Annotated in this window: 15 protein-coding genes; 13 read left to right on the top strand and 2 right to left on the bottom strand. The window is 60.2% G+C overall.

Annotated elements, in window-relative coordinates:
- The first annotated feature begins 58 nt into the window (after positions 1-58).
- Entirely contained in the window at positions 59-502 is a 444-nt protein-coding gene (locus FKG95_RS09960) for a MarR family winged helix-turn-helix transcriptional regulator (RefSeq protein ID WP_246116735.1), read from the top strand.
- A 420-nt stretch (positions 503-922) separates the two neighbouring features.
- Positions 923-1,135: a DUF6898 family protein gene (locus tag FKG95_RS09955; RefSeq protein WP_218940150.1), complete on the top strand. Its 213-nt coding sequence runs from the start codon at positions 923-925 to the stop codon at positions 1,133-1,135.
- Between the two features lie 724 nt (positions 1,136-1,859).
- Here FKG95_RS09955 and FKG95_RS09950 read toward each other — a convergent pair.
- A complete protein-coding gene (locus FKG95_RS09950) occupies positions 1,860-2,303 on the bottom strand; it encodes a Ros/MucR family transcriptional regulator (RefSeq protein WP_142896206.1) in 444 nt (147 codons plus the stop codon).
- A gap of 313 nt (positions 2,304-2,616) precedes the next feature.
- On the opposite strand from FKG95_RS09950, the gene rpiB reads away from it, so the two are divergent.
- The 11 genes from rpiB to FKG95_RS09895 all read left to right on the top strand — a co-directional run bounded on the left by rpiB (position 2,617) and on the right by FKG95_RS09895 (position 11,051).
- Entirely contained in the window at positions 2,617-3,054 is a 438-nt protein-coding gene (rpiB, locus tag FKG95_RS09945) for a ribose 5-phosphate isomerase B (RefSeq protein WP_142896205.1), read from the top strand.
- A gap of 68 nt (positions 3,055-3,122) precedes the next feature.
- Positions 3,123-4,427, top strand: a complete 1,305-nt coding sequence (glyA, locus tag FKG95_RS09940; protein ID WP_142896204.1) for a serine hydroxymethyltransferase — start codon at positions 3,123-3,125, stop codon at positions 4,425-4,427.
- Positions 4,428-4,532: 105 nt separating this feature from the next.
- Positions 4,533-4,991, top strand: a complete 459-nt coding sequence (gene nrdR, locus FKG95_RS09935) for a transcriptional regulator NrdR (RefSeq protein ID WP_142896203.1) — start codon at positions 4,533-4,535, stop codon at positions 4,989-4,991.
- Positions 4,954-6,111 (top strand): bifunctional diaminohydroxyphosphoribosylaminopyrimidine deaminase/5-amino-6-(5-phosphoribosylamino)uracil reductase RibD, encoded by a 1,158-nt coding sequence (gene ribD / locus FKG95_RS09930; RefSeq protein WP_425456743.1) that lies wholly within the window; start codon positions 4,954-4,956, stop codon positions 6,109-6,111. Before nrdR ends, ribD begins: the two co-directional genes overlap by 38 nt.
- Before the next feature lie 71 nt (positions 6,112-6,182).
- On the top strand, positions 6,183-6,776 hold the full coding sequence (locus FKG95_RS09925) for a riboflavin synthase (protein WP_142896201.1): 594 nt from the start codon (positions 6,183-6,185) through the stop codon (positions 6,774-6,776).
- Positions 6,773-7,912: a 3,4-dihydroxy-2-butanone-4-phosphate synthase gene (ribB, locus tag FKG95_RS09920; RefSeq protein WP_142896200.1), complete on the top strand. Its 1,140-nt coding sequence runs from the start codon at positions 6,773-6,775 to the stop codon at positions 7,910-7,912. Before FKG95_RS09925 ends, ribB begins: the two co-directional genes overlap by 4 nt.
- An 86-nt stretch (positions 7,913-7,998) precedes the next feature.
- Complete coding sequence (ribH, locus tag FKG95_RS09915; protein WP_142896199.1) at positions 7,999-8,463, top strand: 6,7-dimethyl-8-ribityllumazine synthase; 465 nt, start codon at positions 7,999-8,001, stop codon at positions 8,461-8,463.
- A 10-nt stretch (positions 8,464-8,473) separates the two neighbouring features.
- A complete protein-coding gene (gene nusB / locus FKG95_RS09910) occupies positions 8,474-9,010 on the top strand; it encodes a transcription antitermination factor NusB (protein WP_142896198.1) in 537 nt (178 codons plus the stop codon).
- Positions 9,011-9,044: 34 nt separating this feature from the next.
- Positions 9,045-10,028: a thiamine-phosphate kinase gene (gene thiL, locus FKG95_RS09905; protein WP_142896197.1), complete on the top strand. Its 984-nt coding sequence runs from the start codon at positions 9,045-9,047 to the stop codon at positions 10,026-10,028.
- Between the two features lie 181 nt (positions 10,029-10,209).
- Positions 10,210-10,647: a hypothetical protein gene (locus FKG95_RS09900; protein WP_142896196.1), complete on the top strand. Its 438-nt coding sequence runs from the start codon at positions 10,210-10,212 to the stop codon at positions 10,645-10,647.
- 107 nt (positions 10,648-10,754) lie between these two features.
- A complete protein-coding gene (locus FKG95_RS09895; protein ID WP_142896195.1) occupies positions 10,755-11,051 on the top strand; it encodes a YciI family protein in 297 nt (98 codons plus the stop codon).
- Positions 11,052-11,064: 13 nt separating this feature from the next.
- Here the strand turns inward: FKG95_RS09895 and FKG95_RS09890 are convergent, their stop codons facing one another.
- Positions 11,065-11,502, bottom strand: a complete 438-nt coding sequence (locus FKG95_RS09890) for an EamA family transporter (RefSeq protein ID WP_142896194.1) — start codon at positions 11,500-11,502, stop codon at positions 11,065-11,067.
- Positions 11,503-11,741 lie beyond the last annotated feature (239 nt).

Below are 11,741 nucleotides of genomic sequence, written 5' to 3'. Positions count from 1 at the left end.
CACCTGAACAACATGATGCGAGGTTGCCGTGAAGGCCTCATACTTAGAAACGATTAGTTTGGTTGAACGCCTGCACCGCCAGTGCCTTGAGGTCGTGAAGTCTGAACTGGACCGAATGGGCGTGCGTGACCTCAACAACGTTCAGGCGTTGATTCTGTTCAACATTGGCGACGAAGAGCTGACCGTTGGTGAGCTGACGCAGCGCGGGTATTACCTGGGCTCGAACGTCTCCTATAACGTCAAAAAGATGGTCGAGAACGGCTACCTGATTCAGGAACGCTCGCTGCACGATCGCCGCTCTTTCCATGTGCGCGCGTCGGAAACCGGCCTGAAAATCTGTCAGGCGCTCGGCCAGCTCTTTGATCAGCACGCCGAGAACGGCCTGCAGAGCGCGCAGCTGTCCGACGAGGTTCTGCGGTCCGCCAACGAGGCGCTGAGCCGTCTGCAGCAGTTCTGGTCGGTGCCGGGGCAGTATTCCAGCAGGATATCGCCGGCAGCATAAGCGCCGCGACGCATACAGAGGGCAGGTCATACCTTGCCACGCGAAACACATAAACCATCGGTCGGGCGGGCTTCGGGTCGCTCTGCCGGTGGTTTTTTTTGTCTGGTATCTTGTTGAGACTTTTGGGAAAAACACCTGGGAGTGAGATGCCGGTCTTTACCAGGCCCGTCACCTGGCTGCAAAGATGCGGCGGTGACAAGAAGGGACTATGATCTATAAAATCGTGATCGCGCGCCAGGTATCGGCGCCAAGACCTTACGAACGTTTGGGACGCTTTTTCACCAGGGCGTTCCGGTTTCTCAAGTTCAGCGGCTAAGACGACCATGGGGCCGCGCAGAAGACCGCCAGGGCAGCGAACCCCCTGTGCGGTGCAGATTGTGTTCTTGTGAAGCCCTATTGCGAAGGATCGGACATTCGGGAATGAAAGACTCCGACGTCATCATCGAGTTCATACAGATTGGCGCCTACGTCAAAGTCTCGGCGATGCACACACCGACCATGACCGAGGCCGTGATTGTCGGTCCGCCATCGGCCGGAGAACTCGTCCTGCAAAACAACGCCCTGCGTAAACTGAGGTATCTGCTCGCCAAGTCGGAGACGGCCGGCGAGGGCGCGCGCGGCCTTGTCGTCTGAAGATTTGAAAAACTGATCTCACCCCGCTCATCGGCGTCGATAATCAATCAGAACGCGAGTGGCCCTCCGAGGTCCGGACCTGGTTCCTGCAGTGCGGCAACGGGTGCTCTTGTTGTATGTTTAAACAAAAAATAAAAAGTTTAAACGTACGTAAGTCGTTTGTTTCGTTCAGGTCTCCGAGGGAGTCCAGCCAGAGTGTAGCGCTGTCGGTGGGATGTTGGTCCTTCAAAGTCGAGCTGTTTGAGGCGCTTTTCCGGGAGTGGTTTTTCCATTGGTCCGGCACAGGATTTTTCGCCGAAATGGTGTGTTCTTGATCGAAAATGCCGATGTCGTCACGATCTAAAACCGATCGACCAGTCCGAAAAAAATAGAAAAATTGCACGAGCGAGCAAATAGGCCCGTGTAATGATAAACTAATTCTTTTTATCGCCCGCGTCTGATCCGGGGTGCGAGGTCACCTGCGCGTCGCGAGAGGTCGTCCCGGCGGTCCGTTTCGATGCTTGGTTTTGGAGGTTCGTTTCGACGGAGCGGCGAGGCCGATCTGAAACCTGATACTCTCGAGATTTGGCAGTCGAAACGCAGGCTGGTTCCGCACAGCTTTGTTGGTCGCGCAACGGGTCAAGAGAGGCGAAAAAACGCTTGTAAAACAACTTTTTATGCTTCAACGAAGCTTTACGGGAAGAGGCGAGACAGCCACTTGCTGTCTCGATCCCAACAAAAGGTACTAAGCGGCCTTGCCACGTCTGCGGCTTTGCTTTGCACCGCGTCCCAGGCCAATCTTCTTGGCGAAAGCGGAGCGTTGCGCGGCATAGTTCGGAGCCACCATCGGGTAGTCGGAAGACAGGCCCCATTTTGCACGGTACTCCTCGGGAGTCATGCCGTGCGTGGTCCGAAGATAGCGTTTCAGCATCTTCAGTTTCTTTCCGTCCTCAAGGCAGACGATATGATCCGGAGTGATCGATTTCCTTATGGAAACCGCGGGTTTGGGCGCTTCTCCTGCGCCAGGTGTACCGTTCTTCAGATGCATGAGAGACTCATGAACGGTCTGGATGATGCCGGGCAGCTCGTCGCCGGCAACCGCATTATTGCGAACGTAAGATGCGACAACATCGGATGTCATTCGCAAAATGTCTATGGAAGTCAGTTGTGGGCTTACAGCTTCAGTCATTTTTATTCCGCTTGGTATCAGAAATACTGTATTTTCCGAAAAAATTTGCACAACAATAAAATAATGTCAACTAATCAGTTATTTCAGTGCGTTGTGCCCGGGCGTTCTGTGGTGCATACATGGGAATGCAACTATGCGGAGTCAAAGAGATTTCGTCCCGAACGTTCGTCAGTACGTGGCTTGAAGTTTCTGGCGCCAAAGGGAGCTTCTGGTGCTCCGCACCGCTTTTCATTGCGCAATTTGCTATGTTAGTGTCCGCGCGCATTTCACAGATTCGCGCCAGGCGCAGCAGATTTCAGGTTAAGTGACCCTCATGACTGAGAAACCGATCGCTATTGCGGCAGACCATGCCGGCTTCGAGCTCAAAGCTGTTCTCAGCGAGGCGCTGGAGGCCGCGGGTCACACGGTTCTGGACCTGGGCACCTACGGTCCTGAATCGGTCGACTATCCCGATTTCGGCGTTGCGCTTGCACAGGTCGTTGAGCTGGGCAAGGTCGACCGCGGCGTTCTGGTCTGTGGCTCAGGCATCGGCATCTCTATTGCCGCGAACCGGAACCCGTCGGTGCGCGCGGCTTTGTGTCATGACGAGACGACCGCGCGGCTCGCCCGGGAGCACAACGATGCGAACGTCCTGGCCCTTGGCGCGCGCACGACCGGCGTCGACGTTGCCAAGGCCTGCCTGGAGATCTTTCTGGCAACGGAGTTCGCCGGTGGCGAACGTCACGAACGACGAGTGGCGAAACTCGGTTGATGAACTCGGTTGATAAACTCGGTTAGTGTTTTCAATTCACCTTTGGATTTAGTTGGAGAACGAGCGCCATGACTGCAGTCGCCTCACAGGCTGATTCAGATAACGCTTTCTTTTCCGCCTCGCTGGCGGAGAGTGACCCCGAACTTGCGGCTGCCATTCGCGACGAGTTGCACCGTCAGCAGGATCAGATCGAATTGATCGCCTCGGAAAACATCGTCTCAAGGGCGGTGCTGGAAGCCCAGGGCTCCGTCCTGACGAACAAGTATGCGGAGGGTTATCCGGGCCGGCGCTACTATGGCGGCTGCGAGTTCGTCGATGTCGCGGAAGAACTCGCGATCGATCGGGCCAAGAAGCTCTTCGACTGCAGCTTTGTCAACGTACAGCCCCATTCGGGCGCGCAGGCCAACCAGTGTGTGATGCTCGCACTTCTGCAGCCGGGCGACACGATCCTGGGCATGGCGCTCTCAGCCGGCGGTCACCTGACCCATGGTGCGAAACCGAACCTGTCGGGCAAGTGGTTCAACGCTGTGCAGTACGGGGTGCGCGAAGACGACGGCCAGATCGATTTCGAGCAGGTCGAGGCCCTGGCACGGGAACACAAGCCGAAAATGATCATTGCCGGCGGATCTGCCTATCCCCGCCAGATCGACTTTGCCCGCTTCCGGAAAATCGCGGACGAGGTCGGGGCTTATTTCCACGTGGATATGGCGCATTTCGCGGGTCTGGTCGCCGGGGGTGTCCATCCGAGCCCAATCCCCCACGCCCATGTGGTCACCACCACGACCCATAAGACCCTGCGGGCCGGACGTGGCGGCATGATCCTCTCCAACGATCTGGATCTGGGTAAGAAGATCAACTCAGCGGCTTTCCCCGGATTGCAGGGTGGTCCGCTGATGCATGCCATTGCCTCTAAGGCGGCGGCCTTCGGCGAAGCTCTGCGGCCGGAATTCAAGACCTACTCCAAGACAGTCGTCGATAACGCGAGGACGCTGGCCGACGTGCTGATGCGCAACGGCTGCGATATCGTCTCGGGCGGAACCGACACGCACCTGATGCTCGTCGATCTGCGTCCCAAGGGCCTGACCGGAAATATCACCGAGGAGAGCCTCGATAGGGCGGGTATCACCTGCAACAAGAACGGCGTGCCCTTCGATCCGGAGAAACCCACGGTAACCTCCGGGATCCGGCTGGGTACACCGGCGGGCACCACGCGGGGTTTCGGTCCGGCGGAATTCACTCTGGTCGGCGAATTGATCAGCCGCGTACTGGACGGACTGGCTGCTAACCGCGAAGATAACAGCAAGATCGAATCGGAAGTGCGTTCCGAAGTGGTGGCGCTCTGCCGCCGCTTCCCGATTTATCCCGATCTGTGAGCGTGGCCTGATCTTCTCGTCGGTCGGGTCTGGTGTGTAAGATTTGTAAGAGTAGCTGGTTTGAATTTGCTGTTGGATGACCTCCGGGTCGTCAGGAGGGGAAATATGCGTTGTCCGTTTTGCGGTCATGAAGATACTCAAGTCAAAGACTCGAGGCCGACTGAGGATCATTCCGCCATTCGGCGACGCAGGCAGTGTCCGAACTGCGCGGCGCGTTTCACCACGTTCGAGCGTGTGCAGCTGCGCGAACTGACTGTCGTCAAGGGCAGCGGTCAGCGCGAGCCCTTCGACCGGGACAAGCTGGCGCGCTCCATGACCATCGCCCTGCAGAAACGGCCGGTCGACCGCGACCGGGTGGAGCGGGTGATCAACGGCATCGTGCGGCGGCTGGAATCCTCCGGCGAGAGCGAGATCCCGACCAAGCTGATCGGTGAGTTGGTCATGGATGCCCTGGCGACACTCGATCAAGTGGGGTACGTCCGCTTTGCATCGGTCTATCGCGATTTCCGCGAAGCCCGGGACTTTGGTGAATTCGTTGGCAAGCTCGGTATCGACCAGGACTAGGAGTCCTCAATCTGGGGAACAGGACGCCGCGTTCATGCGCGCGGCGCTCAACCTTGCGGCACGCGGCCTGGGCCGGGTCGCACCCAATCCCGCGGTCGGATGCCTTATCGTCAAAGACGGGCGTGTGGTCGGCCGTGGCTGGACCCAGCCCGGCGGCCGTCCCCATGCCGAGACCGAGGCCCTGCGGCAGGCCGGAGAGGCGGCGCAGGGCGCCTGCGCCTATGTGACGCTGGAGCCCTGTTCCCATCATGGCGAGACACCGCCCTGCGCCGATGCTCTGGTCGAGGCCGGTATCGCCCGCTGTGTGGTGGCGCTGGAGGATCCCGACGGACGGGTTGAGGGGCGAGGGATCGAGCGACTGCGCGATGCGGGTATCGAAGTTTCGATCGGGACCGAAGCAGAAGCAGCGCGTTCGCTCAACGAGGGCTTTTTACGGCGCACCACGGAACTGCGGCCAATGGTCACGCTCAAGCTGGCCACGACCCTCGATGGCCGGATCGCCACCCGCAGCGGCGAGAGCCAGTGGATCACCGGGCCCGCGGCGCGGGCGCGCGGACATCTTCTGCGCGTGACACACGACGCGATCCTGGTGGGCAGCGGAACCGCCCTGGCGGACAATCCCCGGCTCGATGTGCGTCTGCCCGGCCTGGCGGATCGCTCGCCGCGACGCATTGTTGTGGACGGGCGTCTCCGTCTGCCGCTGGAACATGATCTGGTGGCGCGCGCGGGCGCGCAATCCACGCTCGTCTTTACACAGTCCGGCACTGAAGAGCAGCGCTTGCAGAAGTACCACGATGCCGGTGTCGAGGTTGTAGAGATTCCCAGAAATACGGAGAATGTGCTGTCCGTGCCGGATCTCCTGACGATCCTCGCGGCCATGGGCGTGACACGTCTGCTGGTCGAGGGCGGGGCAAAGCTGGCGGGAAGCTTCATGGCTGAAGACCTGGTGGACCGGATTGCCTGGTTCCGTGCCGGCGGGGTGATCGGCGGGGACGGATTGCCCGCGATTGCCGGTTTTGGGCTGGACCGGCTGGCGGAGATGCATAAATTCTCGCTCGAGAGCTCGATTGCGCTTGCGGAGGACCGGCTGGAGGTTTTCCATCGCCGGGAAAGGGACTAAATAGGCCTTCGTGAAGCTGAAGGCCTGGGATCAGTCGAATCTGGGATCAGTCGAATAGGAACAAGCAGACAGTGTTTACCGGAATTGTATCTGACCTCGGAAAGCTGCGGTCGCTGTCGGGCAGCGACATTCTCCGCCTGGAGATCGAGACCTCCTACGACCTCGATACGGTCGACATCGGGGCGTCGGTTTGCTGCTCGGGCTGTTGCCTGACCGTGGTCGAAAAGGGCGATGACTGGTTTGCCTTCGAGGCATCGCACGAGACGCTGGCGAAAACCACCATGGGCGCTTGGCAGGTGGGGACGACCATCAACATGGAACGCGCGCTCAAGGTTGGCGATGAACTGGGCGGGCATCTGGTGTCCGGCCATGTGGACGGCGTTGGCCGGGTGATCCGCAAGGCGCAGGACGGCGAGTCCTGGCGCTTCAGTTTCGAAGTGCCGGAAGAGCTCTCCGGCTTTATCGCGCCCAAGGGCTCGGTGGTGGTGGACGGTGTCTCGCTGACCGTGAATGAGGTTGAGAACAACGTCTTCGGGGTCAACATCATTCCCCATACGGCGGCGGTGACCACCTTCGGGGCGCTGGAAGAGGGCGACCGGGTGAACTTGGAAATCGATATGCTGGCGCGCTACGTCAAACGCCTGCTGGAAAAGGATCCTAAATGACTACTCCCGAGCAGGAGCTCTGGCGGCAGACCTTCAGTGAAGTCGTTTCATCGCCGGAAGAGGTGATCGAAGAGGCCCGCAATGGCCGGATGTTCATCCTGGTCGATGACGAAGGCCGCGAGAACGAGGGCGACCTTGTGATCCCGGCACAGATGGCGACCCCCGAGGCGATCAACTTCATGGCAAAGTACGGCCGCGGGCTGATCTGCCTCGCCATGACCGGCGAGCGGATCGAGGAACTGGGACTGCCCCTGATGGCACGTAAGAACGAGTCTCGTCACGAAACCGCTTTCACGGTCTCGATCGAGGCCAAGGAGGGCATCACCACGGGGATCTCGGCGCCGGACCGCGCCCACACGGTGGCCGTGGCCGTCGATCCGAGCAAGGGGGCGGCGGATATCGTCACGCCCGGACATATTTTCCCGCTCATGGCCCGTGAGGGCGGGGTCCTGGTGCGCACCGGCCATACGGAGGCGGCCGTGGATATCTCGCGGCTGGCGGGCCTTAACCCGGCGGGCGTGATCTGCGAGATCATGAATGACGACGGGACCATGGCGCGCCGCGACGACCTGATCGCTTTTGCCCAGCAGCACGGTCTCAAAATCGCGACCATTGCCGATCTGATCGCCTACCGCCGGATCAACGATCATATCGTCGAGCGCACGATCAAGACCAAGTTCGCGAGCCGCCACGGCGGCGAATTCAACATGGCGATCTATGTCAACCGGGTGTCCTACGCGGAGCATGTGGCGCTCTGGATGGGCGACCCTGAGAGTTCAGAGGATCCGGTGCTGGTGCGTATGCATGCGCTCAATGTGCTTGATGACGTCCTGGGCGATGAGACCAGCGGAAAAGCCGGCGAACTGCAGCGATCCCTTGAGATTATCGGCCGTGAGGGCCGTGGGTTCGTGGTTCTGATCCGCGAGCCGACACCGAAGAGCTTGTCGGAGACCCTGCGGGCGCGTATAGGGGAGCCGGTAAAGGGATCGGGCGAGCTGCGCGACTATGGGGTTGGCGCCCAGATACTTCTGGATCTGGGGGTTCGGCGAATGGTCCTGCTTTCCAACACCCAGCGCACCATCGTCGGGCTTGAGGGCTACGGACTGGAAGTCGTGGATCAGCGCCCGATCGATTGAGGCCGCCGCGCCTGTGGTGTAGAGACCCGGCAGCGAAGCAAGCATTAGTTATTAAGCAGCAGTGATTTGAGTGACAGGTAAAGACAATGGATGACGCGCCCCACATACTGATTGTGGAAGCCCGCTTTTACGAAGAGATCGGCGACGAGCTGGCGAAAGGCGCCATTGCCGAGCTGGAAAAGGCCGGTGCGACCTACGAGCGTCTGGAAGTGCCCGGCGTGTTCGAGGTGCCGGCGGCGATCCGCATGGCGATCCGCTCGATGGACTTCTATTCCGGCCAACGGCGCTTCGACGGCTACATCGCGCTGGGTTGCGTGATCCGCGGGGAGACCTCGCACTATGACTACGTTTGCTCGGAATCCGCCCGTAAGCTCCAGGACCTGGCCTGCGGCTACACCCTGGCCATGGGTTACGGTATTCTGACCTGCGAAAATGCCGATCAGGCCTGGGCCCGGGCCCGGATGACGGAAAAGAACAAAGGCGGCGACGTGGCGCGCGCGTGCCTGGACATGGTGAAGGTGAAGCATCGTTTTCATCTCTTCCCGCGCTGAGGAGGGCGAGATGTCATCTTCTGACAGCGGCGAAACACCCAAGGCCCAAAAGAGACCGTCCGGTGGCCGACGCAAGGGCAGCATGAAGCGCAGTCTGGCCCGCCTTGCGGCGGTTCAGGGGCTCTATCAGATTGAGATGTCCGAGAACGGCAACGCCGCCCTCGTGGTCGAGGAATTCCTGCGTCACCGTCTGAATGACGAGGTTGACGGCCTCGATATTTCCGAGGCCGACCAGGATCTGCTGACCGCCCTGATCAAGGGCACCACGGCGGAGCGGGACCGGCTGGATGATATGCTGGCCGCGGTCCTGAGCGACGAATGGCCGGTCGACCGCTTGCAGACCCTCCTGAAGGTGCTGTTGCGCACCGCGGTGTATGAGCTGTCGGAACGCCTGGACACGCCGGTCAAGGTGGTCATCACCGAGTACATGGATCTGGCGCACTCCTTTTTCAGCGAGAAAGAGCCGGCCCTGGTGAACGGCGTGCTGGACCGTGTCGCGCGGAGCCTGCGGCCGGAAGAACTGGAAGACGGCGCGGCCTCGTCCTAACCTCCTCTCGAGCTCCTGTTGGATCGGGCGAGACATGTCTGGCGAATTCGACCTTATTGCGCGCTATTTCGCGCCTCTCGCGGCTGAAGCCCCCGGGACCTTTGGGCTCAGGAACGACGCCGCGTTGCTGCCAAGCCTTCCCGGCAGCTCCATTGTCGTGACCGCCGACAGCCTGGCCAGCGGCGTTCATTTCAGGCCGAACGACCCGCCGGAGCTGGTCGCCAAGAAATCCCTGCGTGTCAATCTCTCGGATCTCGCGGCCATGGGGGCGAAGCCTCTGGGCTACCTGCTGAACCTCGCCCTGCCGAAAGGCGGGAACGAGGCGTGGGTGCGCGGGTTCAGCGCCGGTCTCGCCGAGGATCAGGCCGAGTTCGGAGTCTCGCTCTATGGCGGCGACACGGTTGCGACTGATGGTCCCTTGCTGATTACGGTCACCGCCTTTGGCGCCACGCCGGAGGGAACGGCGCTTGACCGTGGAACGGCGCAGGCGGGAGATCTGATCTACGTCTCGGGCAGCCTGGGCGACGCCGCGCTTGGTTTAGCCGTTTTTAACGCCCTCCTGCCGGAGCTGGACGAAGTCGCCGCAGAGTACCTGCGCGACCGCTATCTCCTGCCGCGCCCGCGTGTGGCTCTGGGGCAGCGCCTTCTGCGCGAGGGCCTGGCGAGCGCAGCCATGGATGTTTCAGATGGACTGGTGGCGGATCTGGGGCATATCGCCAAGGCGTCCGGTCTGGGCGCAGAACTGCGGGCGGCAAATCTGCCGCTGTCCGCTGCGGCAGCCGGTGTCATGGAACTGAGGCCGGACTTGAGCGCCTCAATTCTGGGCGGCGGCGATGATTACGAACTGCTTTTCAACCTTGCGCCGGAACGCACAGAGGAGATCGCCAGGCTCGCGCTGGAACTGGACCTGCCCCTGACCTGCATCGGAAAAATGCTGCCGGGCGAGGGGGTTAGGGTTCTCGCTCCGGATGGAGAGGTGATCGAAGTCGATAAGCCAGGCTGGAATCACCTCGCTTAACCGGCGTCCGCAGCTTCCGTAAGTGTCCGAATAACGGGGCTTTGGCCCTTGTTTTAAAACGTAAAAACACGGCTTTTAAGGTCTTGCTTTACCTTTCATTCATCATGCTGGGTTACCACTGCTTAAGGTCGCTGAGAGTCTCTCTTGCGGCTGGCGTGATGAATCTCGGCGGTCTTTGGCGATGCGAATTGCAATCCTCCTTCTGGTGCTTCTTCTGCTGCTGGGCGCGGCAGGCGGTGCCGCGTGGTGGTTTTTGCTGCGCGAGCCGGACGGCGAGGCCGAGGTGGTCGAGGAGCCGGTGATCGAGTCCGGTTTTGTCGAGTTCCAGCCCATGATTCTGCCCATCATCGAGCGGGGCCGGATTACCAACCAGGTGATTATGCTGGTGACCCTCGAGATCCCCCAGGGCGAAAATCTGGACCGGGCGGAGCTCTACAAACCGAAGCTGCGGGACCTGCTTTTTTCGGAACTCCATTCGCTCTATGCACTGAGGTACGTAACGGATCAGGGCTACGACGGGCAGATCGTCAAGGAACGCCTGACCAGCGTGGCCGAAAAGATCGTCGGCAAGGATGTCATTCGCGGCATCGCGCTCGAAGAGAGCGGCTACCCAGGCTAGCACGAGCTGTATTTCTGCCGTTCCGGTCTGCAGATTCGCAGATTTATCCAGAGGCGCCCGTCCGGCAATTTCATTGCTGTTGACCCTATTCACAGCAGGAGGCCGCCATGATCTATGCCGTTTTTTTCGAGGACAATGAAAGCCAGGCCGATAAACGCCGTGAATATATGACGGCGCACCTTGCGTTCCTGGAGCGCAACGCGAACCGCATCACGGCTGCCGGGCCCCTCGCAGACACTGCCGATGGACGTCCCGCCGGGGGGCTCTGGCTGGTGACGGCGGAGGATGCAGGCGCTGTGCAGGATCTGGTGGAGGAAGACCCCTTTTGGCCCACGGGACTGCGCAGGTCGCACCGCATTCTGCATTGGACCCGGGTGTTCGCTGACGGCGCGCGAAAGATCTGAAGCCTTCTGAGGTTCAGCCGCTTTTCGCTTTTCCGTAAGCAAAGAGGATGATTGCGGCGACGGCGAATGCCGTTCCGGCGATCTGATAGGCGTTGATGCTCTCGCGATAGAGAAAAACCCCGACGCCGATCGAAGTGGTCAGGATCGAGATGACGGCGTAGAGCGTGTACTGCGACGCGCCGTACTTGTTGAAGAGCAGAAAAAAGCCGACGAAGGTCACAAAGAAGCCGAAGCCGCTGAGCAGGATCATCCGCCAATTTGCTGCCACATAAGCCGTATCCTCCGGAGTTCTGTAGACGAGGACGGCGACAGCGAAAAATGCCAGGCAGGCAAGAACCGCGAAGCCCATAAAGAGGAAAGGATTCGCCGAGGTGGCCGCGCCGCGCTGGCCATAGACGAAGATTGCGTTGCCGACGGCGGCCAGGGTGGCGAAGAGAACGGGCTGAAGCATGAGATGGTCCGCATGAAGAGATGTTGAGCTGACGTCAGCATGACAGTATTTGCGCGGCCTGTAGTCAGAAAACCGTGCGGCGCTCTCGAAGAACGTGGGACTCCCGAAGAAATTGTCACCATGACATTTGCGCGCTTGCCTGCCTCCGCCGGGTCGGATCTATAAACAGGCATTCAGTTTTGCACTGCGGTCCGCAGGCCTGCCTATGCTCTAGCGGGCCTGCAGCGGATGGCGCAGCA

It is taken from the genome of Denitrobaculum tricleocarpae (genome assembly GCF_007004665.1).
Lineage (GTDB): Bacteria > Pseudomonadota > Alphaproteobacteria > Kiloniellales > Kiloniellaceae > Denitrobaculum > Denitrobaculum tricleocarpae.
The sequence above is the reverse complement of the archived record's forward strand: the minus strand, read 5'-3'. Positions and strand labels throughout refer to the sequence as shown.

Excerpts from the sequence above, each read along its gene's own strand:
- FKG95_RS09900 (WP_142896196.1), top strand. The coding sequence starts at position 10,210 with ATGCGAATTGCAATCCTCCTTCTGGTGCTTCTTCTGCTGCTGGGCGCG.
- rpiB (WP_142896205.1), top strand. The coding sequence starts at position 2,617 with ATGACTGAGAAACCGATCGCTATTGCGGCAGACCATGCCGGCTTCGAG.
- nusB (WP_142896198.1), top strand. The coding sequence starts at position 8,474 with ATGTCATCTTCTGACAGCGGCGAAACACCCAAGGCCCAAAAGAGACCG.
- thiL (WP_142896197.1), top strand. The coding sequence starts at position 9,045 with ATGTCTGGCGAATTCGACCTTATTGCGCGCTATTTCGCGCCTCTCGCG.
- ribB (WP_142896200.1), top strand. The coding sequence starts at position 6,773 with ATGACTACTCCCGAGCAGGAGCTCTGGCGGCAGACCTTCAGTGAAGTC.
- nrdR (WP_142896203.1), top strand. The coding sequence starts at position 4,533 with ATGCGTTGTCCGTTTTGCGGTCATGAAGATACTCAAGTCAAAGACTCG.
- ribH (WP_142896199.1), top strand. The coding sequence starts at position 7,999 with ATGGATGACGCGCCCCACATACTGATTGTGGAAGCCCGCTTTTACGAA.
- FKG95_RS09890 (WP_142896194.1), bottom strand. The coding sequence starts at position 11,502 with ATGCTTCAGCCCGTTCTCTTCGCCACCCTGGCCGCCGTCGGCAACGCA.
- FKG95_RS09955 (WP_218940150.1), top strand. The coding sequence starts at position 923 with ATGAAAGACTCCGACGTCATCATCGAGTTCATACAGATTGGCGCCTAC.
- FKG95_RS09950 (WP_142896206.1), bottom strand. The coding sequence starts at position 2,303 with ATGACTGAAGCTGTAAGCCCACAACTGACTTCCATAGACATTTTGCGA.
- FKG95_RS09895 (WP_142896195.1), top strand. The coding sequence starts at position 10,755 with ATGATCTATGCCGTTTTTTTCGAGGACAATGAAAGCCAGGCCGATAAA.
- glyA (WP_142896204.1), top strand. The coding sequence starts at position 3,123 with ATGACTGCAGTCGCCTCACAGGCTGATTCAGATAACGCTTTCTTTTCC.